21 protein-coding genes are annotated in these 23,252 nt (G+C 72.3%); 20 read left to right on the forward strand and 1 reads right to left on the reverse strand.

What is annotated here, in order from left to right; translation table 11 throughout:
* Positions 1–85: 85 nt before the first annotated feature.
* From O1G21_RS31355 to O1G21_RS31380, 6 genes are all read left to right on the forward strand, one after another.
* Positions 86–658: a helix-turn-helix domain-containing protein gene (locus O1G21_RS31355; protein ID WP_270148390.1), complete on the forward strand. Its 573-nt coding sequence runs from the start codon at positions 86–88 to the stop codon at positions 656–658.
* Between the two features lie 411 nt (positions 659–1,069).
* Positions 1,070–2,176: a M24 family metallopeptidase gene (locus O1G21_RS31360; RefSeq protein WP_270148391.1), complete on the forward strand. Its 1,107-nt coding sequence runs from the start codon at positions 1,070–1,072 to the stop codon at positions 2,174–2,176.
* Between the two features lie 79 nt (positions 2,177–2,255).
* Entirely contained in the window at positions 2,256–2,819 is a 564-nt protein-coding gene (efp, locus tag O1G21_RS31365) for an elongation factor P (RefSeq protein ID WP_045692866.1), read from the forward strand.
* Positions 2,820–2,823: 4 nt separating this feature from the next.
* A complete protein-coding gene (gene nusB, locus O1G21_RS31370) occupies positions 2,824–3,261 on the forward strand; it encodes a transcription antitermination factor NusB (protein WP_030290257.1) in 438 nt (145 codons plus the stop codon).
* A gap of 158 nt (positions 3,262–3,419) precedes the next feature.
* Entirely contained in the window at positions 3,420–4,247 is an 828-nt protein-coding gene (locus O1G21_RS31375; RefSeq protein ID WP_270148394.1) for a thioesterase family protein, read from the forward strand.
* Between the two features lie 158 nt (positions 4,248–4,405).
* On the forward strand, positions 4,406–5,365 hold the full coding sequence (locus O1G21_RS31380; protein ID WP_270148395.1) for a hypothetical protein: 960 nt from the start codon (positions 4,406–4,408) through the stop codon (positions 5,363–5,365).
* Between the two features lie 206 nt (positions 5,366–5,571).
* On the opposite strand, the gene bldD is transcribed toward O1G21_RS31380, so the two are convergent.
* Positions 5,572–6,075 carry a transcriptional regulator BldD gene (bldD, locus tag O1G21_RS31385; RefSeq protein WP_030056198.1) on the reverse strand — a complete coding sequence of 168 codons (504 nt, stop codon included), beginning with the start codon at positions 6,073–6,075 and terminating at the stop codon, positions 5,572–5,574.
* A gap of 332 nt (positions 6,076–6,407) precedes the next feature.
* Between bldD and pyrR the strand changes: the two genes are divergently transcribed.
* The 14 genes from pyrR to O1G21_RS31455 all read left to right on the forward strand — a co-directional run bounded on the left by pyrR (position 6,408) and on the right by O1G21_RS31455 (position 23,166).
* Positions 6,408–7,031, forward strand: a complete 624-nt coding sequence (gene pyrR, locus O1G21_RS31390; RefSeq protein ID WP_270148399.1) for a bifunctional pyr operon transcriptional regulator/uracil phosphoribosyltransferase PyrR — start codon at positions 6,408–6,410, stop codon at positions 7,029–7,031.
* Positions 7,032–7,036: 5 nt separating this feature from the next.
* Complete coding sequence (locus O1G21_RS31395) at positions 7,037–8,041, forward strand: aspartate carbamoyltransferase catalytic subunit (protein ID WP_270148401.1); 1,005 nt, start codon at positions 7,037–7,039, stop codon at positions 8,039–8,041.
* Positions 8,042–8,067: 26 nt separating this feature from the next.
* Positions 8,068–9,372 (forward strand): dihydroorotase, encoded by a 1,305-nt coding sequence (locus tag O1G21_RS31400; protein ID WP_270151365.1) that lies wholly within the window; start codon positions 8,068–8,070, stop codon positions 9,370–9,372.
* Positions 9,372–9,938, forward strand: a complete 567-nt coding sequence (locus O1G21_RS31405) for a PH-like domain-containing protein (RefSeq protein WP_270148403.1) — start codon at positions 9,372–9,374, stop codon at positions 9,936–9,938. Before O1G21_RS31400 ends, O1G21_RS31405 begins: the two co-directional genes overlap by 1 nt.
* A complete protein-coding gene (gene carA / locus O1G21_RS31410; protein WP_270148404.1) occupies positions 9,935–11,092 on the forward strand; it encodes a glutamine-hydrolyzing carbamoyl-phosphate synthase small subunit in 1,158 nt (385 codons plus the stop codon). The genes O1G21_RS31405 and carA overlap by 4 nt, the downstream gene beginning before the upstream one ends.
* Positions 11,085–14,393 (forward strand): carbamoyl-phosphate synthase large subunit, encoded by a 3,309-nt coding sequence (carB, locus tag O1G21_RS31415; RefSeq protein WP_270148405.1) that lies wholly within the window; start codon positions 11,085–11,087, stop codon positions 14,391–14,393. The genes carA and carB overlap by 8 nt, the downstream gene beginning before the upstream one ends.
* A gap of 138 nt (positions 14,394–14,531) precedes the next feature.
* Positions 14,532–15,635 (forward strand): quinone-dependent dihydroorotate dehydrogenase, encoded by a 1,104-nt coding sequence (locus O1G21_RS31420; RefSeq protein WP_270148406.1) that lies wholly within the window; start codon positions 14,532–14,534, stop codon positions 15,633–15,635.
* Positions 15,636–15,768: 133 nt separating this feature from the next.
* Positions 15,769–16,602, forward strand: coding sequence for an orotidine-5'-phosphate decarboxylase (pyrF, locus tag O1G21_RS31425; RefSeq protein ID WP_270148407.1), 834 nt, complete (start codon positions 15,769–15,771; stop codon positions 16,600–16,602).
* Positions 16,603–16,975: 373 nt separating this feature from the next.
* Complete coding sequence (mihF, locus tag O1G21_RS31430; RefSeq protein WP_030290269.1) at positions 16,976–17,302, forward strand: integration host factor, actinobacterial type; 327 nt, start codon at positions 16,976–16,978, stop codon at positions 17,300–17,302.
* A 49-nt stretch (positions 17,303–17,351) separates the two neighbouring features.
* Complete coding sequence (gmk, locus tag O1G21_RS31435; protein ID WP_270148408.1) at positions 17,352–17,909, forward strand: guanylate kinase; 558 nt, start codon at positions 17,352–17,354, stop codon at positions 17,907–17,909.
* Between the two features lie 37 nt (positions 17,910–17,946).
* The gene (gene rpoZ / locus O1G21_RS31440) at positions 17,947–18,213 is read left to right on the forward strand and encodes a DNA-directed RNA polymerase subunit omega (RefSeq protein ID WP_030056185.1); all 267 of its coding nucleotides are present in this window, start codon (positions 17,947–17,949) and stop codon (positions 18,211–18,213) included.
* A gap of 200 nt (positions 18,214–18,413) precedes the next feature.
* Positions 18,414–19,643 carry a bifunctional phosphopantothenoylcysteine decarboxylase/phosphopantothenate--cysteine ligase CoaBC gene (gene coaBC / locus O1G21_RS31445; RefSeq protein WP_270148410.1) on the forward strand — a complete coding sequence of 410 codons (1,230 nt, stop codon included), beginning with the start codon at positions 18,414–18,416 and terminating at the stop codon, positions 19,641–19,643.
* A 150-nt stretch (positions 19,644–19,793) separates the two neighbouring features.
* Positions 19,794–21,002, forward strand: a complete 1,209-nt coding sequence (gene metK, locus O1G21_RS31450) for a methionine adenosyltransferase (RefSeq protein ID WP_270148412.1) — start codon at positions 19,794–19,796, stop codon at positions 21,000–21,002.
* Positions 21,003–21,096: 94 nt separating this feature from the next.
* The gene (locus O1G21_RS31455) at positions 21,097–23,166 is read left to right on the forward strand and encodes a primosomal protein N' (protein ID WP_270148414.1); all 2,070 of its coding nucleotides are present in this window, start codon (positions 21,097–21,099) and stop codon (positions 23,164–23,166) included.
* Positions 23,167–23,252: the final 86 nt, after the last annotated feature.

Below are 23,252 nucleotides of genomic sequence, written 5' to 3' on the forward strand. Positions count from 1 at the left end.
GGAACGGCAGCGTAGTGCACTGAACTGAACTCGACCGAACAATATTCTGTACGTCTCGTACGGTGGACACCGGAGGACTGCCCGCGTGCCGGACCCCGACCTCGTCTCCCGGGCCCTCGCCCGGAACGTCAAGCGGCTGCGCACCGAGCGCGGCCACACCCTGGACGCCCTCGCCGCCCGCTCCGGAGTGAGCCGCGGCATGATCGTCCAGATCGAGCAGGGCCGCACCAACCCGAGCGTGGCCACCGTGGTCCGGATCGGCGACGCGCTCGGCGTCTCGATCGCCACGCTGCTCGACTACGAGGAGGGCCCGGACGTCCGGATCGTGCCCGGCGACCAGGCCGTCCCGCTCTGGACCGGCCCGGAGGGCGGCACCGGCACCCTGCTGCACGGGATCGAGGCGCCCGGGCCGCTGGAGCTGTGGGACTGGCGGATGGCGCCGGGTGAGGAGTACTCCGCCGAGCCGCACCCGGCCGGGACGGTGGAGATCCTGCGGGTCGACGAGGGCGAGCTGACCCTGGTGCACGGCGAGCGGCTGCACGCGGTGCCGGCCGGCAGCACGGTCTCCTTCGACGCCTCCCACGCGCACGTCTACCGCAACGCGGGGGAGCGGGAGCTGCGGCTGACCATGGTGGTGTCGGTCCCGCCGCCGCGCTGAGCTGTTCTTCGGATGCCGAAGCGGCGCCTCCCCGGCGTGGGGGGCGCCGCTTTCGCGTGCCGTCGCTCCTGCGGGGTGTTCCTCCTGTCGGTCGGCGCTCTTCGCGGAAGTCGACGCGCCCGCCCACGACCGGGTCGTACTTGCGCAGGACCATCCGGTCCCGCAGAACCTCGTCCCGGCCTACCGCCGCGGCCCGATCGACCCGGAGGGGAGGTGACGGCGCGAAGGAGGTGAGGGGATTCCGGGGGGGCTCGCTCGTCGGGGGACGGGACGCGGCGCGAGCCGGTTGTGCTCGGCCGAGCGACTCGGGGCGCCGTCGGCGGGCCGTCGCGAGGGGCGCAGTGGGGCGGTGGGGCATCGGGCGGGGGTGCTCGGCGGGCGGTTCGGGCCGGGGGTTCGTAGGCTCGACGCATGGTGGATGCGTACGCGGGTCGGCGGGAGCGGGTGAGGGAGCACTGCAGTGCGGCCGGGGTCGATGCGGCGCTGATCACCCGGGCGGCGAACGTGCGGTATCTGACGGGCTGCGCGCCCTGTGGGGCGACGCTGTTGCTGACCCGGGAGCGGGCGCTGCTGTCGCTGCCGGACGACCTGCCGCCGGATGACTCGGGGGAGCACCTGATCGCCCCGGACGTCACCCAGGTGCCGGTGTCGGCCGGGGCGGACACCGCGCTGGCGGCGGCGGCCGCGGCCGGGCGGCTGGGGGTGCGGGACCTGGCGGTGGAGGAGCACGACCTGACCGTCACCCGGCACCGGGCGGTGGCCGGCCTGGTGGAGGGAGCCCGGCTGGCGGACCTCGGCCAGGTGGTGGAGCGGCTGCGGGTGGTGAAGGACGAGCACGAGATCGCCGATCTGCGGATCGCCGCCGAGATCGCCGACCAGGCGCTCGGTGAGCTGCTGGAGTCGATCCTGGTCGGCCGGACCGAGCGGCACCTGGCGATGGAGCTGGAGCGCCGGATGATCGACCACGGCGCCGACCGGGCGGCCTTCCCGGTCTCGGTCGGCACCGGCGGCCACTCCGGCCAGCCCGCCCACCAGCCGACCGACCGCCGGGTGGAGGAGGGTGACTTCCTCACCGTGGTGATGGGCGCCCAGTACCGCGGCTACCGCGTCTCGACCGCCCGGACCTTCGTGATCGGCGCCACTCCCGCGCCCTGGCAGGTCGAGCTGCACCGGCTGGTCTTCCGCGCCCAGCGGGCCGGTCGGGAGGCGCTCGGGCCGGGCGTCGAGCAGTGCGTACCCGACCGGGTCGCCCGGCAGGTCCTGGAGGCGGCGGGCCACACCGAGGCCTCGCCGCACCCGGTGGGCCACGGCATCGGGCTGGAGATCAGGGAGGCGCCGCGCCTCGGTCCGTCGGACATGGGTAAACTGGACAGCCGCGTGCCGGTCACCGTCGGCCCAGGGGTCCACCTCCCGGGCAAGGGCGGGGTCCGGATCGAGGACACGCTCGTCGTGCGCCCCCTCGAAGAGGGCGGGCCCGAGCTGCTCACCATCACCACCAAGGAGCTCCTCGCCCTGTGACGGCGGCCCCCGAGGGCCGTCGGCGGCAGGACGCGAACCCTTGGTTCCTTGACAGCTATATCCAGGAGTAAGTGCGCCCGTGGCTTCCACGAACGATCTCAAGAACGGCATGGTCCTCAAGCTGGAGGGCGGCAAGCTCTGGTCCGTCGTCGAGTTCCAGCACGTCAAGCCCGGCAAGGGCCCGGCCTTCGTCCGGACCAAGCTCAAGGAGGTCCTGACGGGCAAGGTCGTCGACAAGACCTTCAACGCCGGCACCAAGGTCGAGACCGCCAACGTCGACAAGCGCGGCATGCAGTTCTCGTACAAGGACGGCGAGAACTTCGTGTTCATGGACATGGACACCTACGACCAGCTGACGGTCGAGCCGGCCGTCGTCGGCGACGCCGCCAAGTACCTGCTGGAGGGCTTCGAGGCCCTGGTCGCCACCAACGAGGGCGCCGTCCTGTACATCGAGCTCCCGGCCGCCGTCGAGCTGACCATCGAGCACACCGAGCCGGGCGTCCAGGGCGACCGCTCCACCGGTGGCACCAAGCCGGCCACCCTGGAGACCGGTGCCGAGATCCAGGTGCCGCTGTTCGTCGTCACCGGCGAGAAGGTCAAGGTCGACACCCGCGACGGCAGCTACCTCGGCCGGGTGAAGTAAGTCCGTGTCGGCCGCACGTAGCAAGGCCCGCACCCGGGCCTTCCAGATCCTCTTCGAGGCCGACCACCGCGGGGTCGACCCGCAGCAGGTCCTCGCCGACTGGGTCGCCCGCGCCCGCGAGCCCAAGCCCGACGAGGGCACCCCGCAGGTCGGCGAGTACACGATGGAGCTGATCGAGGGGTACGTCCAGCACGCCCGTCGCATCGACGACCTCATCGAGCAGTACGCGGTCGGCTGGACGCTCGACCGGATGCCGATCGTGGACCGCAACGTCCTGCGGCTCGGCGCGTACGAGCTGATCTGGGAGGACGGCGTCCCGGACGCGGTCGTCCTGGACGAGGCCGTCGAGATCGCCAAGGAGTTCTCCACGGACGACTCCCCGGCCTTCGTCAACGGCATGCTCGCCCGCTTCCTGGAGCTGAAGCCGAGCATCCGCCGGTAGCGTTGACGCCTTGTGGAACGGCCGTCGGAACCGAGAACCTCGGTTCCGACGGCCGTTCCGCGTTTCCCCCGGCGATCGCAAGGTGCACCCGGCAGGCGTAAGGTGGGGCCCTACTCGTCAGTAACTTGAGCCAGTGACGTGAAGGGCAGGGCACCTCCATGACCACCGCGACCCGCAGCGAGTTCGACCAGGGCATCGCGCTGACCAGACACCCCGAGGAGGCCGGCCGCTACGAGGCCGAGCTCGGCGCCGGCTGGCAGATCGGCGGCGGGGTCAACGGCGGGCTGCTGCTCGCCGTGGCCGGACACGCGCTGTCGCTGGAGCACGGCCAGCACCCGGACCCGGTGTCGATCAGCGGTTACTACCTGTCCGCCTCCACCCCCGGCCCGGCCACCGTCCGCACCGAGGTGCTGCGCACCGGCCGCGGCCTGTCCACCGGCACCGCCTCGCTCAGCCAGGACGGCGTCGAGCGCCTGCGCGTGGTGGCCAGCCACGGCGACCTGGCCACCGTCGAGGGCGAGGTGCGCACCAGTGCCACTGCGCCGCAGCTGCCGCCGCCGGACCAGTGCATCGGCGTCGAGCACGCGCCCAAGCAGCTGATCGAGCAGGCGGCCCTGCTGGAGCGCTTCGACCTGCGGCTCGACCCGGCCACCGTCGGCTGGGCGCTCGGACAGCCCTCCGGCCGGGGCCGGATCCAGGGCTGGTTCCGGCTCGCCGACGGCCGCGAGCCCGACCCGCTGCTGCTCCTGCTGGTCGCCGACGCGCTGCCGCCGGTCACCTTCGACCTCGGCCTGCCCGGCTGGGCCCCGACCATCGAGCTGACCGTCCACCTGCGGGCCAAGCCCGCCCCGGGCTGGCTGCGGGTCGTCCACGCCACCCGCAACCTCGCCGGCGGCTACTTCGAGGAGGACGCCGAGATCTGGGACGAGGCCGGCCGCCTGGTCGCCCAGTCCCGCCAGCTGGCCCGGGCGCCGCGTCCGGCCTGAGGCCAGGCGGTGATCACGGCTCCTATTACCGGTGGTTACATTCCTGTGACACGCCGTACGTGTGTGGCGCGCGGAACTGGGGAGTAACACGGTCAGCGGCGAGCCCCGCCGCTGACCGTCACCGCCCGACGGCCGCCCGCCGACGCCAGGAGCCTCCGATGACCAGCCGCAAGGGCCGCGCCCGCCGCAACTCCGACTGCACCGCCGGCGGCCCGCGCCCCGCGTTGCGGGCGCCGCACCGGCCGCACCGGCCGCGGCGGGTCGAGGGGGCCGAGCAGGCGTTCGTCATCGGGGTGCTCACCAACGCCGCGGACTTCGCGCAGGCCCGTGACTGGGGGGTCAGCGACGCCCCCGACCACGAGCGCTACCTGGCCGACACCGCCGAGCTGCTGGCCGACGCCCTGGAGCGCTTCGAGACCGTCCGGGCCAGGATGTTCCACCCGCGGGACTTCGAGGAGTTCTGCCTGCTGCACGGCCTGGACCCGGCCGAGCCGGCCGCCCGCGACCGCTACCTGGTCAACCCGCCGCTGCAGACCCAGCTGCTGGCCTACCAGGGCGAGGAGCTGGCCGGGGACTTCGTGCCGCGGCTGGTCCGGGCCCGGGAGAACGGGCTGACGCTCTGCCACGCAGACCTGCTGCTGGACGGCGGACTGCTCGGGACCGCGGGCCCGGCGGAGCCGGACGAGGAGCACGCGCGCTGGGTGCGCGCCGCCTACCAGCGCGGGAGCGAGGTGTTCCGCCGGATGCTGGTCGGCGCGGGCGCCGGGGTGTACGAGTTGCGGCTGCGGGTGGACGCGCCGGGCGGGCCGCTGACCGCGGCGGCCCGGGTGCTTCAGTGGGAGGACGGCGTGGTGCGGATCAACGACGAGGAGCTGGAGCTGGTCTGCGCGGTGCTGTGCGCCGGGCTGGCGCTGGAGCTGCCGGCCGTCGCGGTGCTGCACGGCTCCCAGGGCTCGGCGGCCTCCTGCGGCGCCCGCGGCGGAGCCGCTGATGAACACTTCCTGCCGGCCGCCTGGGCCTGGTCGAGCAGTGGCCCGGACTGGGCGCCGGCCGCCCGGCCGGTGCGACTGGACGGGGTGGCGGCACAGCCGGGCTACAGCCTGGGGACGGCCTGCTGAACCCCCTGCCGCCGAGCCGAAGGGCGCGCCGGCGCCGAAAGTGAGGAGCGACAAGCGACCGACGGAGGAGCAAGCGCCGGAGCGACGACCGTCGGCGCCGGGTCGGAGTGCCCGGAGGCGAGGTGGCGATCGCAGCCGCGGCGCGGCCCCCGGATCCCGGGAACCGCGCCGTGACGTTTCTGCCTGCTACTGCTGGTCTGCGAGCCTCAGCTCGCGTCCTCCTCGCGCACCGCACGGCGCGCGTCGGGGTTGAGCACACCCCAGGAGATCAGCTGCTCGGTGAGGATCGACGGCGACTGGTCGTAGATCACGGCCAGAGTGCGCAGGTCGTCCTGGCGGATCGAGAGGACCTTGCCGTTGTAGTCGCCGCGCTGGCTCTGGATGGTCGCCGCGTAGCGCTGCAGCGGACCGGCCTTCTCGGACGGGACCTGGGTCAGTCTCTCCAGGTCGAGGACCAGGCGCGGCGGCGGCTCGGCCGCGCCGCCCGGGGTACCGCCGGGCAGGAGCTCCTGCACCGGAACGCCGTAGAACTCGGCGAGCTCGGCCAGCCGCTGCACGGTGACCGCACGGTCGCCGCGCTCGTACGAGCCGACGACGACTGCCTTCCAGCGCCCCTGGGACTTCTCCTCGACACCGTGCAGGGAGAGCCCCTGCTGAGTGCGGATCGCTCGGAGCTTGCCTCCGAGCTGCTTCGCGTAGTCGCTGGACATTGATCTCCCCGGACGAGATTGCTTCGCGTTCAGTGGTGGGTCACGGGCGATTGCCGGCGTCGCTACCGGTGGGTTCGACGCCCGTCTCGTAACTCACTGTGAGGTTACGTAGAGTAAGGTAGTTGCGTCAAGCCGAATGGGGCAGTCGTGCGAATGGCTCCCATCGTCGGCGCGTCCGGTGCGTTAACCCGGGGAAGCGGAATGATGGAGGTCCATTTGCCTCTCGGCGCGCTGATAGGATGACCCGAAGCCCGCGCCCGGTCGGCGGGGGCAGATTCCCAGACATCCTTTAAGGCCCGTCCCGTGAGGCGGGGAAGGAGGTCCGCTTCGGCATGACCACACACCAGGAACCCACGCCGCGGCCGCCGCACCAGGTGCTGGACGGCACGGACATCGCCCGGGTCATCACCCGGATAGCGCACGAGATCGTCGAGCGCGCCAAGGGCGCGGAGGACGTCGTGCTGCTCGGCATCCACACCCGGGGAGTGCACCTCGCCCGCCGCCTGCACGGCCGGCTGGCCCAGATCACCGGGAGCGAGATCCCGCTGGGCACCCTGGACATCACCATGTACCGGGACGACCTGCGGCTGAAGCCCGCCCGCGCCCTGGAGCACACCGAGATCCCGCCCGGCGGCATCGACGGCAAGCTCGTCATCCTCGTCGACGACGTGCTCTTCTCCGGCCGCACCATCCGCGCCGCGCTCGACGCGCTGAACGACATCGGCCGTCCGCGCGCCGTGCAGCTCGCCGTCCTGGTCGACCGCGGCCACCGCGAGCTGCCGATCCGGGCCGACTACGTGGGCAAGAACCTCCCCACCTCGCTGCGCGAGGCCGTGCAGGTCCGCCTCGCCGACACCGACGGCGTGGACGCCGTCCTGGTCGGCGACCGCGACTACACCGCCCGCAGCTCGCAGGCCCTGGCCTCCCAGCCCACCGAACCGCACCTCCCGGAGTAACCCGCGTGAAGCGCCACCTCGTCTCCGCCGCCGATCTCAGCCGCGACGACGCGCTGCTGATCCTGGACACCGCCGAGGAGCTGGCCCAGCTCTCCGGCCGGGCCGTCAAGAAGCTGCCCACGCTGCGCGGTCGCACCGTCGTCAACCTCTTCTTCGAGGACTCCACCCGCACCAAGACCTCCTTCGAGGTCGCCGAGAAGCGGCTGTCCGCGGACGTCATCAACTTCTCCGCCAAGGGCTCGTCGGTCTCCAAGGGCGAGAGCCTCAAGGACACCGCGCTGACCCTGCAGGCGATGGGGGCCGACGCGGTCGTCATCCGCCACCACGCCTCGGGCGCGCCGGCCCGGCTGGCCCAGTCCGACTGGCTGCACGGCAGTGTGATCAACGCCGGTGACGGCACCCACGAGCACCCCACCCAGGCGCTGCTCGACGCCTTCACCATGCGCCGCCACCTCAACGCCGGCCTCGGCAACGACCTTTCGGGCCGCCGGGTCACGATCGTCGGTGACGTCCTGCACAGCCGGGTCGCCCGCTCCAACGTGCACCTGCTGACCACCCTCGGCGCCCAGGTGACCTTCGTCGCCCCGCCGACCCTGCTGCCCATCGGCATCGAACCCAACCCCGATACCGGCGCAGCCGGGTGGCCCTGCGAGGTCAGCTACGACCTGGACAGCGTGCTGCCCAAGACCGACGCGCTGATGATGCTGCGGGTCCAGCGCGAGCGGATGAACGCCGCGTTCTTCCCGACCGAGCGCGAGTACAGCCGCCGCTACGGCATGAACGGCAGCCGGATGGCCCAGCTGCCCGAGCACGCCATAGTGATGCACCCCGGCCCGATGGTCCGCGGCATGGAGATCACCGCCGAGGTCGCCGACTCGCCGCGCTGCACCGTGGTCGAGCAGGTCGCCAACGGCGTCTCCGTCCGGATGGCCGTCCTCTACCTGCTGCTCGGCGGAGCCACCCTCGCCGACACCGCCGCCCGCACCGACTCCGTGGAGACCGTCCAGTGAACGAGCGCAGTGAGCGAACCAACGACATGGTCAGCTACCTGATCCGCAACGCCAGGATCCTGGGCGGCGCCCCGCAGGACCTCCACCTCGCCGACGGTGTCATCCAGGCGATCGGCACCGGCCTGGCGGTCGACGCGGACATCGAGATCGACGCCACCGGCATGATCGTCCTGCCCGGCCTGGTCGACCTGCACACCCACCTGCGCGAGCCCGGCCGCGAGGACGCCGAGACCGTGCTCACCGGCACCCAGGCCGCCGCGATGGGCGGCTTCACCGCCGTGCACGCGATGGCCAACACCACCCCGGTGGCCGACACCGCCGGTGTCGTCGAGCAGGTCTGGCGGCTCGGCCAGGAGGCCGGCTACTGCGACGTGCAGCCGGTCGGCGCCGTCACCGTCGGCCTGGAGGGCAAGAAGCTCGCCGAGCTCGGCGCGATGCACGAGTCCGCCGCGAACGTCCGGGTCTTCTCCGACGACGGCAAGTGCGTGGACGACGCGGTGCTGATGCGTCGCGCCCTGGAGTACGTCAAGGCCTTCGACGGCGTCGTCGCCCAGCACGCCCAGGAGCCGCGGCTGACCGAGGGCGCCCAGATGAACGAGGGCCAGGTCTCCGGCGAGCTCGGGCTCGGCGGCTGGCCGGCCGTCGCCGAGGAGTCGATCATCGCCCGCGACGTGCTGCTCGCCGCGCACGTCGGCTCCCGCCTGCACGTCTGCCACCTCTCCACGGCCGGCTCGGTGGAGATCGTCCGCTGGGCCAAGTCCAAGGGCTGGGACGTCACCGCCGAGGTCACCCCGCACCACCTGCTGCTCACCGACGAGCTGGTCCGCTCCTACGACCCGGTGTACAAGGTGAACCCGCCGCTGCGCACCGCCGAGGACGTCCAGGCGCTGCGCAAGGCGCTCGCCGACGGCACCATCGACGCCGTCGCCACCGACCACGCGCCGCACCCGGCCGAGGACAAGGACTGCGAGTGGGCCGTGGCCGCGATGGGCATGGTCGGTCTGGAGACCGCGCTGTCGGTCGTGCAGCAGACCATGGTCGACACCGGCCTGCTGAACTGGGAGGGCGTCGCGGACCGGATGTCCCACCGCCCGGCCCGGATCGGCCGTCTCACCGGCCACGGCCGGCCGATCTCGGTGGGTGAGCCCGCCAACCTGGTGCTCTTCGATCCCGCGTACCGTGGTGCCGTGAACCCCGAGAGCTTCGCCACCCGCAGCCGCAACACCCCCTACAAGGGCATGGACCTGCCCGGACGGGTGCACGCCACCTTCCTGCGCGGGCGCGCCACCGTGCTGGCCGGCGAGCTGGCCGAGCAGGGTGGCCTGGAGTGATGGACTACGCCACGCTCGCCAGGGAGCAGGCGAAGGTCACCAACTGGCCGGGGTACATCGGCTGGTCGATCGGGCTGCTGATCATCATCGCCCTGGTCTACTGGCTGATGCGCCAGGGCTGGAACTGGCGGCGCACCCTGCAGTCCGGGATCCCGCCGCTGCCTGCCGTGCCGGCCCGCGCCGGGCGGACCATCCTGGAGACCAGCGGCCGGTACCACGGCACCACCACCGCCGGGAACTGGCTGGACCGGGTCGTCGCGCACGGCCTGGGCACCCGCAGCCGGGCCGACCTCACCCTCGGCGAGGACGGCCTGCTGGTCCAGCGCCCCGGCGACGTCGACCTCTGGATCCCGGCCGAGCACCTGACCGGTGCCCGTACGGACTCCGGGATCGCCGGCAAGGTCGTCCCCTCCGGGCTGCTCGTCGTCAGCTGGACGCACGAGGGCACCGAGCTGGACTCCGGCTTCCGGGCCGACCACCCCGACGAGCACGCCGCCTGGGTCGAGGCGATCGCTCAACTCGCAACACGTACGAAGACGAAGAAGACGGAAGAGGCCGCGTCATGACCGCACCTGCCCCCACCACCACGCGCCAACGGCGGGAGCGCATCCCCGCCGTGCTCGTCCTGGAGGACGGCCGGACCTTCCGCGGCCAGGCGTACGGCGCGACCGGCGAGACCTTCGGCGAGGCGGTCTTCAACACCGGCATGTCCGGCTACCAGGAGACCCTGACCGACCCGTCGTACCACCGCCAGGTGGTCGTGATGACCGCCCCGCAGATCGGCAACACCGGCTGGAACGACGAGGACGACGAGTCCAAGCAGATCTGGGTCGCCGGCTACGTCGTGCGCGACCCCGCCCGGGTGGCGTCCAACTGGCGCTCCCGCCGTTCGCTGGACGAGGAGCTCGCCCGCCAGGGCGTCGTCGGCATCAGCGGCATCGACACCCGCGCGCTGACCCGCCACCTGCGCGAGCGCGGCGCGATGCGCTGCGGCATCTTCTCCGGCGAGGCGCTGGCCGACCCGGCCGCCCTGCTCGCCCGGGTGCAGCAGTCGCCCGAGATGAAGGGCGCCGACCTGTGCGCCGAGGTCGCCACCACCGAGCCGTACATCGTCCCCGCCGTCGGTGAGAAGAGGTTCACCGTCGCCGCGCTGGACCTCGGCATCAAGGCGATGACCCCGCAGCGGATGGCCGAGCGCGGCATCGAGGTGCACGTGCTGCCGGCGAACTCCACCCTCGAGGACGTCTACGCGGTCAACCCGGACGGCGTCTTCTTCTCCAACGGCCCGGGCGACCCGGCCACCGCCGACCACCAGGTCGCCGTGGCGCAGGGCGTGCTGGAGCGCAAGACGCCGTTCTTCGGGATCTGCTTCGGCAATCAGATCCTCGGCCGTGCCCTGGGCTTCGGCACCTACAAGCTCAAGTACGGCCACCGCGGCATCAACCAGCCCGTGCAGGACCGCACCACCGGCAAGGTCGAGGTGACCGCCCACAACCACGGCTTCGCCGTGAACGCGCCGCTGGACAAGGTGAGCGACACCCCCTACGGGCGGGTCGAGGTCTCCCACGTCTGCCTCAACGACGACGTGGTCGAGGGCCTGCAGGCGCTCGACGTGCCCGCCTTCAGCGTGCAGTACCACCCCGAAGCGGCCGCCGGCCCGCACGACGCCGCCTACCTGTTCGACCGCTTCGTGAAGCTCATGGAGGGCCAGCGTGCCTAAGCGCACTGACATCAAGTCCGTCCTGGTGATCGGGTCCGGCCCGATCGTCATCGGCCAGGCCGCCGAGTTCGACTACTCGGGCACCCAGGCCTGCCGCGTCCTCAAGGCCGAAGGCCTGCGGGTCGTGCTGGTCAACTCCAACCCGGCCACCATCATGACCGACCCGGAGATCGCCGACGCCACCTACGTCGAGCCGATCACCCCGGAGTTCGTCGAGAAGATCATCGCCAAGGAGCGCCCCGACGCGCTGCTGCCGACCCTCGGCGGCCAGACCGCGCTCAACACCGCGATCTCGCTGCACGAGGCGGGCACGCTGGAGAAGTACGGCGTCGAGCTGATCGGCGCCGACGTCGTGGCGATCAACAAGGGCGAGGACCGCGACCTGTTCAAGGGCGTCGTCGAGGCCGTCAAGGCCAAGATCGGGTACGGCGAGTCCGCCCGCTCGGTCATCTGCCACACCATGGACGAGGTGCTGTCCGGCGTCGACCAGCTCGGCGGCTACCCGGTCGTGGTGCGCCCCTCCTTCACCATGGGCGGCGCCGGCTCCGGCTTCGCCCACAACGAGGAGGACCTGCGCCGCATCGCCGGCCAGGGCCTGGCCCTCTCGCCGACCACCGAGGTGCTCCTGGAGGAGTCCATCCTCGGCTGGAAGGAGTACGAGCTGGAGCTGATGCGCGACAAGAACGACAACGTCGTGGTCGTCTGCTCCATCGAGAACTTCGACCCGATGGGCGTGCACACCGGTGACTCGATCACCGTCGCCCCGGCGATGACGCTCACCGACCGCGAGTACCAGATCCTGCGCGACATCGGCATCGCCGTCATCCGCGAGGTCGGCGTCGACACCGGCGGCTGCAACATCCAGTTCGCCGTCAACCCCGACGACGGCCGGGTCATCGTCATCGAGATGAACCCGCGCGTCTCCCGCTCCTCGGCGCTCGCCTCCAAGGCCACCGGCTTCCCGATCGCCAAGATCGCCGCCAAGCTGGCCGTCGGCTACACCCTGGACGAGATCCCCAACGACATCACCGAGGAGACCCCGGCCTCCTTCGAGCCGACCCTCGACTACGTCGTGGTCAAGGTGCCGCGGTTCGCGTTCGAGAAGTTCCCGAGCGCCGACGCGACGCTGACCACCACCATGAAGTCCGTCGGCGAGGCCATGGCGCTCGGCCGCAACTTCCCCGAGGCGCTGCAGAAGGCGCTGCGCTCGCTGGAGAAGAAGGGCTCCCAGTTCAGCTGGACCGGCCCGCTGGGTGACAAGTCCGCGCTGCTGGCCAAGGCCACCGTGCCGACCGACGGCCGGATCAACACCGTGATGGACGCGATCCGGGCCGGCGCCACCCCGCAGGAGGTGTTCGAGGCCACCAAGATCGACCCGTGGTTCGTCGACCAGCTCTTCCTGCTGGACGAGATCGCCGGCGAGCTGGCCGAGGCCGCCGAGCTCACCCCCGAGCTGCTGCGCCACGCCAAGCGGCACGGCTTCTCCGACCAGCAGATCGGCGAGATCCGCGGCCTGAAGCCGGACGTCGTCCGCGAGGTGCGCCACGCGCTCGGCATCCGCCCGGTGTTCAAGACCGTCGACACCTGCGCCGCCGAGTTCGCCGCCAAGACCCCGTACTTCTACTCCTCGTACGACGAGGAGAGCGAGGTCGCCCCGCGCACCAAGCCGGCCGTGATCATCCTCGGCTCGGGCCCGAACCGCATCGGCCAGGGCATCGAGTTCGACTACTCCTGCGTGCACGCCTCCTTCGCGCTGGCCGACGCCGGGTACGAGACCGTCATGGTCAACTGCAACCCGGAGACCGTCTCCACCGACTACGACACCTCCGACCGGCTCTACTTCGAGCCGCTCACCCTGGAGGACGTGCTGGAGATCGTCCACGCCGAGCAGCAGGCCGGCCCGCTGGCCGGTGTGATCGTCCAGCTCGGCGGCCAGACCCCGCTCGGCCTGGCCCAGGCGCTCAAGGACAACGGCGTGCCGATCGTCGGCACCCAGCCCGAGGCGATCGACCTCGCCGAGGAGCGCGGCGCCTTCGGCCGGGTGCTGCGCGACGCGGGCCTGCCCGCGCCCAAGCACGGCACCGCCTTCTCCTTCGAGGAGGCCAAGGCGATCGCCGACGAGATCGGCTACCCGGTGCTCGCCCGCCCGTCCTACGTGCTCGGCGGCCGCGGCATGGAGATCGTCTACGACGAGGCCTCGCTCGCCTCCTACCTGGAGCGGCACGCCGGTCTGATCTCCGAGCACCCGGTGCTGATCGACCGCTTCCTGGACGACGCGGTGGAGATCGACGTCGACGCGCTCTACGACGGCACCGAGCTCTACCTCGGCGGCGTCATGGAGCACATCGAGGAGGCCGGCATCCACTCCGGTGACTCCGCCTGCGCGCTGCCCCCGATCACCCTCGGCGGCTACGACATCAAGCGCCTGCGCACCTCCACGGAGGCCATCGCGCGCGGTGTCGGCGTCCGCGGTCTGATCAACATCCAGTTCGCGATGGCCGGGGACATCCTCTACGTGCTCGAGGCCAACCCGCGCGCCTCCCGCACCGTCCCGTTCACCTCCAAGGCGACCGCGGTGCCGCTGGCCAAGGCCGCCGCCCGGATCTCGCTCGGCGCCACCATCGCCGAGCTGCGCGCCGAGGGCCTGCTCCCGGCCGAGGGCGACGGCGGCACCCTGCCGGCCGACGCGCCGATCGCGGTCAAGGAGGCCGTGATGCCGTGGAGCCGCTTCCGCGACATCCACGGCCGCGGCGTGGACACCGTGCTCGGCCCGGAGATGCGCTCGACCGGTGAGGTCATGGGCATCGACAAGGTCTTCGGCACGGCGTACGCCAAGGCCCAGGCCGGCGCGTACGGCGCGCTGCCGACCCGGGGCAAGGTCTTCGTCTCGGTCGCCAACCGGGACAAGCGCAACCTGGTCTTCCCGGCCCGGGCGCTGGTCGGCCTCGGCTTCGAGGTGCTCGCCACCGCCGGCACCGCCGAGGTGCTGCACCGCGGCGGCATCCCGTCCACGCTGGTGCGCAAGCACAGCGAGGGCGAGGGCCCGAACGGCGAGCGGACCATCGTCCAGCTGATCCACGACGGCGAGGTCGACCTGATCATCAACACGCCGTACGGCACCGGCGGTCGCCTCGACGGCTACGAGATCCGCACCGCGGCGGTCTCCCGCGGGGTGCCGTGCCTGACCACCGTCCAGGCGATGGGCGCGGCGGTCCAGGGCATGGACGCGCTGCTGCGCGACGAGGTCGGAGTGATGTCGCTCCAGGAGCACGCCGAGCTGATCAACGCCGGCCGCAAGTAGCACCACCGCAGTGGGGGGCACCGGAGCCAGTCGGGTGCCCCCCATTCTCATGTCCCGCCCGTCGCCCGCCGCCACCCCTCTTTCGACGGGCTGCGCCCGCGCCTTGAATTCCTGCCCGCGTTCCGGGAGTTGACCCCCTTGTACAAGCTTCTGTTCGACCTCGTCTTCAAGAAGATGGACCCCGAGAAGGCCCACCACCTCGCCTTCTTCTGGATCCGGCTCGCCTCCTCCGTCCCCGGCCTGCGCACCCTGGTGCGGCTGGTCCTCGCCCCGCGCGACCGGGCGCTGCGGACCCGGGCCCTCGGCCTGGACCTGCCCGGCCCGTTCGGGCTCGCGGCCGGCTTCGACAAGAACGGCGTCGGCATCGACGGCCTGGCCATGCTCGGCTTCGACTACGTCGAGATCGGCACCATCACCGGCGAGCCCCAGCCCGGCAACCCCACGCCCCGGCTGTTCCGCCTGGTCGAGGACCGCGCGCTGATCAACCGGATGGGCTTCAACAACCAGGGCTCGGCCCGGGTCGCCGCCCGGCTGGCCGCCCGCCCGCACACCAGCTCCACCCCGGTGATCGGCGTCAACATCGGCAAGACCAAGGTGGTCGAGGAGGCCGACGCCGTCGCCGACTACGTCAAGTCGACCGAGCGGCTGGCCAAGTACGCCGACTACCTGGTGGTCAACGTCAGCTCGCCGAACACCCCCGGACTGCGCAACCTCCAGGCCGTCGACCACCTGCGCCCGCTGCTCGCGGCCGTGCGCGAGGCCGCCGACCGCACCACCGCGCACCACGTGCCGCTGCTGGTCAAGATCGCCCCCGACCTGGCCGACGAGGACGTCGACGCGGTCGCCGACCTCGCCCTGGAGCTGCGGCTGGACGGCATCATCGCCACCAACACCACGATCGGCCGCGAGGGCCTGCGGGCCGACGCGAAGCGGGTCGAGGAGATCGGCATGGGCGGCCTGTCCGGCGCCCCGCTCAAGGCCCGTGCCCTGGAGGTGCTGCAGCGGCTGCGCGCCCGCACCGAGGGCCGGCTGACGCTGGTCTCGGTCGGCGGTGTGGAGACCGCCGAGGACGCCTGGCAGCGGATCATCCACGGCGCCGACCTGGTGCAGGGCTACAGCGCCTTCATCTACGAGGGTCCGTTCTGGTGCCGCCGGATCCACCGGGGCCTGTCCGCCCGGGTCCGCGCGGGGGGCTTCCGCGACCTCGCGGCGGCCGTCGGCAGCGCCGTCCGCGGTTCCTGAACCGCCCGCACCACCCCCGGAACGCCCGCACGACCCGGGAACGCCTTGCATGACCCCCGGGAACGCCCGCACGGCCCCGGGAACCCCCCGCGTGCCCCCCGGGAACGCCCGCACGACCCTCGGAAAGGACGACATGACCCTCGCCCCGTTCGGCGCCCGGCTGCGCCAGGCCCTCGACACCCGCGGCCAGCTCTGCGTCGGCATCGACCCGCACGCCTCCCTGCTCTCCGCCTGGGGGCTCGGCGACGACCTCGCCGGACTGGAGACCTTCAGCCGCACCGTGGTGGAGGCCCTGGCCGACCGGGTGGCCGTGCTCAAGCCGCAGGCCGCCTTCTTCGAGCGCTTCGGCAGCAAGGGCGTCGCGGTGCTGGAGAAGACCGTCGAGGAGGCCCGGGCGGCCGGCGCGCTGGTCCTGATGGACGCCAAGCGCGGCGACATCGGCTCCACCATGGCCGCCTACGCGGAGGCCTTCCTGGCGCCCACCAGCCCGCTGTTCTCGGACGCCGTCACGGTCAGCCCGTACCTGGGCTTCGGCTCGCTGCGCCCGGCCCTGGACCTGGCCCGCGAGCAGGGCTGCGGGGTGTTCGCGCTGGCGCTCACCTCCAACCCGGAGGGCGCCGAGGTGCAGCGCGCGGTCGGTGCGGACGGCGAGCCGGTCGCGGCGGCGGTGCTGCGGCAGCTGGCGGCCGAGAACGCGGACGCCGCGCCGCTGGGCTCCTTCGGCGCGGTGGTCGGCGCGACGCTGGCCGACGCGGGCGTGGACCTGGCCATCAACGGCCCGCTGCTGGCCCCCGGGATCGGCGCCCAGGGCGCGACCATGGCGGACCTGCCGCGGGTGTTCGGCGCCTCGGTGATCAACGTGGTGCCGAGCGTCAGCCGGGACGTGCTCAAGCACGGGCCGTCGGTGCCGGCGCTGAGGGAGGCCGCGGAGCGCTTCGTCGGGGAGTTCGCCGACGCCGTCAAGTAGCGGAGGGCGTCCGGCCGGTAGCCGTTCGGTGAGCGCGCGGTGACCGTGCGCAGTGTCCGCAGGACGGCGGCGCGGCACGGGAGTTGACGTGAGCGCCGTCACATCGGGCCCGTCAAAGTTTCGCAATCGCGGTCATTTTGCCCTGGAAAGTCCTGGTCGGCCTTGGCTGACCAGGACTTTTCGTGTTCTTTTCCTGACGTGGCGCCGCAATGCGGGTAGTGTCCGGCGATAGGTCATCGGAGAGCCGCGAATCCCGTAGCTCCCGCAGGTCAGGGCCCTGTGGTTCCCCATTGGGCTCCCCTTGCGGACGGTGTCCTCGGTACCAAACCAGTCATAGCTCAATCCCTTCCTTCCACACCCTGAGGTGAACGGCGTGGCTCTTCCGCCCCTTACCCCTGAACAGCGCACCGCCGCGCTCGCCAAGGCCGCCGAGGCTCGCCGGGAGCGCGCCGAGGTCAAGAACCGGCTCAAGCACTCCGGCGCCTCCCTGCACGAGGTGATCAAGGCCGGCAAGAACGACAACGACGTCATCGGCAAGATGAAGGTGTCGGCCCTGCTGGAGTCCCTTCCGGGCGTCGGCAAGGTCCGTGCCAAGCAGATCATGGAGCGCCTCGGCATCAGCGAGAGCCGCCGTGTCCGCGGTCTCGGCACGAACCAGATCGCCTCCCTGGAGCGGGAGTTCGGCGGTGGCGCCGCCTGACCGTGCCCCCGTGGTCCCGGGATCGTCCGCGATCCGGGATAATCGGTGCATGAGTGAGCGTCCGCGGCTGACCGTGCTCTCCGGCCCCTCGGGGGTCGGCAAGAGCACGGTCGTCGCTCATATGAGGAAGATGTACCCCGAGGTCTGGCTCTCGGTGTCGGCCACCACCCGGCACCCGAGGCCCGGCGAGAAGAACGGGGTCCAGTACCACTTCGTCGACAACGACGAGTTCGACAAGCTGGTCGCCAACGGCGAGCTGCTGGAGTGGGCCGAGTTCGCCGGGAACCGTTACGGCACCCCGCGCGCGGCCGTGCTGGAGAAGCTGGAGCGTGGCGAGCCCGTCCTGCTGGAGATCGATCTGCAGGGCGCCCGCCAGGTGCGCGAGTCGATGCCGGACGCCCAGCTGGTCTTCCTGGCCCCGCCGAGCTGGGACGAGCTGGTCCGTCGGCTGACCGGCCGGGGCACCGAACCGCAGGACGTGATCGAACGGCGGCTGGAGGCGGCCAAGGTCGAGCTCGCGGCCGAGCCCGAGTTCGACACCACCCTTGTCAACACCTCCGTCGAGCAGGTGGCGGCCGAACTGCTAGCCTTGCTCGGTGTAGCCTGACCTGTCAGTCTTTTCCACCCTTTCGGAAGGTTTTCGCGTGTCCTCTTCCATGACCGCGCCCGAGGGCATCATCAACCCGCCGATCGACGAGCTGCTTGAGGCCACCGACTCGAAGTACAGCCTCGTGATCTACGCCGCCAAGCGCGCGCGCCAGATCAACGCGTACTACTCCCAGCTGGGCGAGGGCCTGCTGGAGTACGTCGGCCCGCTGGTCGACACCCACGTGCACGAGAAGCCGCTGTCGATCGCGCTGCGCGAGATCAACGCGGGCATGCTGACCGCCGAGGCGGTCGAGGCTGCCTGAGGCAGTCCCGTACCTTCACCGGAGGGCCCGGCGGAATCTTTCCGCCGGGCCCTCCGGCGTTCTGGGTCGGGGCCGCCGGGCTCTCCGGCGTCTGCTGTGGGTGCTCGCTGTGGGTGTTCGCTGTGAGGTGGGGCACCGTGCGGGTGGCAACTGAGGGGTCGTAGGGTGGGCGGGTCCCAGCTGCGGAGAAAGGTCGGTCCATGAGCGCGAACGCGGACGCTCCTCGCGTGGTCCTCGGCGTCAGCGGCGGGATCGCCGCCTACAAGGCGTGCGAGCTGCTGCGCCGGTTCACCGAATCCGGCCACCAGGTCACCGTGGTGCCCACCGCGGCGGCACTGCACTTCGTCGGCGAGGCCACCTGGGCCGCACTGTCCGGCCGCCCGGCCGCTACCGAGACCTGGGAGCGCGTGCACGAGGTGCCGCACGTGCGGATCGGGCAGCAGGCCGACCTGGTGGTGGTCGCCCCCGCCACCGCCGACCTGATCGCCAAGGCCGCCCACGGGCTCGCCGACGACCTGCTGACCAACACCCTGCTCACCGCCCGCTGCCCGGTCGTCGTGGCGCCCGCGATGCACACCGAGATGTGGGAGCACCCGGCCACCCGGGAGAACGTCGCCACGCTGCGCCGCCGCGGCGTGATCGTGCTGGAACCCGCCGTCGGACGGCTCACCGGCAAGGACACCGGCAAGGGGCGGCTGCCCGAGCCGACCGCGATCTTCGACGCCTGCCGGGCCGTGCTGCGCCGCGGCGGGCCGGTGCCGACCGACCTGGCCGGGCGGCACGTGGTGGTCTCGGCCGGCGGCACCCGGGAGCCGCTGGACCCGGTGCGCTTCCTCGGCAACCGCTCCTCCGGCAAGCAGGGCTACGCGCTCGCCGTGACCGCGGCGGCGCGCGGCGCGCGGGTGACCCTGATCTCGGCCAACGCCGAGCTGCCCGACCCGGCCGGGGTGGACGTGGTGCACGTCTCGACCGCGCTGGAGCTGCGCGAGGCGGCGCTGAAGGCGGCCGAGGACGCGGACGCCGTGGTGATGGCCGCGGCGGTGGCGGACTTCCGGCCCGCCGAGTACGCGACCGGCAAGATCAAGAAGGTGGAGGGGGTCGAGCCGGCGCCGGTCGCGCTGGTCCGCAACCCCGACGTGCTGGCCGAGCTGTCGGCGCACCGTCCCCGTTCGGGTCAACTGGTGGTGGGCTTCGCGGCGGAGACCGACGACGTGCTCGCCAACGGCCGCGCCAAGCTCGCCCGCAAGGGCTGCGACCTGCTGGTCGTCAACGAGGTGGGCAACGGCAAGGCCTTCGGCCAGGACGTCAACGAGGCCGTGGTGCTGGGCTCGGACGGCAGCGAGACCCCCGTACCGGTGGGCCCGAAGGAGGCGCTCGCGGACGTCGTCTGGGACCTGGTCGCAAAGCGGTTGGAACCGGGTCGGAACTGATCGGGTTCCGCTCGAGAACGGTCTTGATTTCCGGAAGCGGGTGACGTTCGGCGGAAGCAGACCGTTACACTCCAGGAATCAAGTCTTTCCGGATGTCCCCGGTTCGCCGGGGGCCTTCAGTCAGCAGCCGCTGCAACCCCAGGGAGCGCTGTGTCTCGCCGCCTGTTCACCTCGGAGTCCGTGACCGAGGGACACCCCGACAAGATCGCTGACCAGATCAGCGACACCATCCTTGACGCTCTCCTGCGGGAGGACCCGACGTCCCGGGTCGCCGTGGAGACGCTCATCACCACCGGCCAGGTGCACGTGGCCGGCGAGGTGACCACCAAGGCGTACGCGCCGATCGCCCAGCTCGTCCGGGACAAGATCCTGGAGATCGGCTACGACAGCTCCAAGAAGGGCTTCGACGGCGCCTCCTGCGGCGTGTCGGTGTCCATCGGTGCCCAGTCGCCCGACATCGCGCAGGGTGTCGACACCGCGTACGAGGCCCGGGTCGAAGGCGATGAGGACGATCTGGACAAGCAGGGGGCCGGCGACCAGGGCCTGATGTTCGGCTACGCGTCCGACGAGACGCCCGAGCTGATGCCGCTGCCGATCACCCTGGCGCACCGCCTCTCCCGCCGGCTCACCGAGGTCCGCAAGAACGGGACCATCCCGTACCTGCGCCCCGACGGCAAGACCCAGGTCACCATCGAGTACGACGGCGACAAGGCCGTCCGCCTCGACACCGTGGTCGTCTCCACCCAGCACGCCAGCGACATCGACCTCGAGTCGCTGCTCACCCCGGACATCCGCGAGTTCGTCGTGGAGCCGGAGCTGAAGGCGCTCGCCGACCAGGGCATCAAGCTGACCACCGACGGTTACCGCCTGCTGGTCAACCCGACCGGCCGCTTCGAGATCGGCGGCCCGATGGGCGACGCCGGCCTCACCGGCCGCAAGATCATCATCGACACCTACGGCGGCATGGCCCGCCACGGTGGCGGCGCCTTCTCGGGCAAGGACCCGTCCAAGGTGGACCGCTCGGCCGCGTACGCGATGCGCTGGGTGGCGAAGAACATCGTCGCCGCCGGCCTCGCCGCCCGCGCCGAGGTGCAGGTCGCGTACGCGATCGGCAAGGCCGAGCCGGTCGGCCTGTTCGTGGAGACCTTCGGCACCGAGACCGTGCCGGTCCTCACCATCCAGAAGGCCGTCTCCGAGGTCTTCGACCTGCGTCCGGCCGCGATCATCCGCGACCTGGACCTGCTGCGCCCGATCTACTCCCAGACCGCCGCGTACGGCCACTTCGGCCGTGAGCTGCCGGACTTCACCTGGGAGCGCACGGACCGGGTGGAGCAGCTGAAGGCTGCCGTCCAGGACTGACCCGTGGTGTGAAGCGGCGCCCGCCCTCGTTCGGGGGTGGGCGCCGTTTTCGCTGTGTGTGGTTTGTCGGTGTGACCTGGTAGTACTGAGAGCGATGAGCAACACAGGGGAGCCGGAGCAGCTGGCGTTCATCCGGGAGACGGTGAAGCGGGCCAAGCCCCGGACGTGGAAGGGGGCCAAGCGGGCCGAGCACCTGCCGGTGGCCCGGGTCGTGGTGGACAAGGGCGTGCTCACCATCGACAAGTTCTTCGACTACGAGGTGCCGGCCGCCATGGCCGAGGAGGCCCAACCGGGGGCCCGGGTGCGGGTGCGCTTCGGGGCGCGGGTGGTCAAGGGCCAGCGCGAGGGCGGGGAACTGCACGACGGGTTCATCGTCGCCCGGCTGGAGAAGAGCGACTTCGCCGGCCCGCTCGCCCCGCTCGCCCAGGTGCTCTCACCCGAGCCGGTGCTCTCGCCGCAGCTGCTGCGACTGTGCCGCACCGTCGCCGACCGGTACGCCGGAACCCTGGCCGACGTGCTGCAACTGGCCGTACCGCCCAGGCACGCCAAGGCCGAGGCCGAGCCCTCGCCACCGCCGCTGCCGCGCCCCCAGCCCCCGGCGCCGGGCGGCTGGCAGCGCTACCCGGCCGGACCGGACTTCCTCGCCACGCTGGCCGGCGGCGGCTCGCCGCGCGCGGTGTGGGCGGCGCTGCCCGGGCCCGGCTGGCCGTACGAGATCGCCCGGGCCGTCGCGGCGACGCTGGCGGGCGGGCGCGGCGCACTGGTCGTGCTGCCGGACCGGCGCTCGGTGGCCCGGGTCGACCAGGCGCTGACCGAACTGCTCGGACCGGGGATGCACATGGCGCTGGAGGCCGAGCTCGGCCCGCGCGAGCGCTACCGGCGCTGGCTCGCGGTCAGCCGCGGCTCGGTGCACGCCGCGATCGGGACCAGGGCCACCATGTTCGCGCCGGTGCGCGACCTCGGGCTGGTCGTGGTCTGGTCCGACGGCGACAGCAGCCACAGCGACCCGCGCGCCCCGCACCCGCACGTGCGCGAGGTCGCGCTGCTGCGCGCCGCCGAGGAGGGCGCGGCGGTGCTGCTCGGCGGGCACGCGGTGACGGTGGAGGGCGCGCAGCTGGTCAGCACCGGCTGGGCGCGGCCGCTGGTCGCCGACCGCGAGACGGTCCGGCAGGTCGCCCCGAGGGTGCGCACCGTCACCGACCAGGACCAGCACCGGGACGCCGCCGCCCAGGCCGCCCGGCTCCCGTCGGTGGCGTGGGAGGCCGCTCGGGAGTCGCTGGCGGCCGGGCACCCGGTGCTCATCCAGGTGCCCCGGCGCGGCTACGTGCCCCGGCTGGCCTGCGGGCGCTGCCGCACCCCCGCCCGCTGCCGGCGCTGCGAGGGGCCGCTGGAGGCGCCCTCGGCGGACGCCGCGCTGCGGTGCGGGTGGTGCGGGGAGGTGGAGAACGACTGGCACTGCCCCGAGTGCGGCTCCTTCCGGCTACGGGCGCAGGTCGTCGGCGCCCGGCGCACGGCCGAGGAACTCGGCAAGGCCTTCCCGCGGATCCCGGTGCGGACCTCGGGACGGGACGCGGTGCTGGACACCGTGCCGGACGAGCCCTCCCTGGTGATCTCCACCCCGGGCGCCGAGCCGGTGGTCGAGGACGGCGGCGGGTACGGGGCCGTACTGCTGCTGGACGGCTGGGCGTTGCTGAGTCGGCCCGACCTCCGGGCCGGGGAGGAGACGCTGCGGCTCTGGCTGGCGGCGGCCGCGCTCTCCCGGCCGGCCGGAGAGGGCGGGACGGTGGTCGTGGTCGCCGAGCCGTCGGCCCGGCCGGTGCAGGCGCTGGTGCGCTGGGACCCGCTCGGGCACGCCGGGCTGGAACGGGACGAGCGGGCGCAGCTGCACTTCCCGCCGGTCTCCCGGATGGCCTCGGTGAGCGGAAGCCCGGCGGCCGTCGCCGATCTGCTGAACCTGATCCGGCTGCCGGAGGGCGCGGACGTGCTCGGGCCGGTGCCGGTGGCCGCGCTGCGGGGGGAGGAGCAGGAGCGGGCGCTGCTGCGGGTGGCGCCCGGGCAGGGGGCCGCGCTGGCTGCGGCGCTCAAGGCGGCGCAGATCGCGCGGATCGCGCTGCGGACGGCGGAGGCGGTGCGGGTGCGGGTGGATCCGACGGACATCGGGTAGCGGGTGGCGGGTGGCGGGCCTCGGGTGGCGGACACCGGATGGTGGTCGTCGGGTGCGGCCGTCAGGCAGTGGCCCGTCGACCGGGC

It is taken from the genome of Kitasatospora cathayae, assembly GCF_027627435.1.
GTDB classification, from domain to species: Bacteria; Actinomycetota; Actinomycetes; order Streptomycetales; family Streptomycetaceae; genus Kitasatospora; species Kitasatospora cathayae.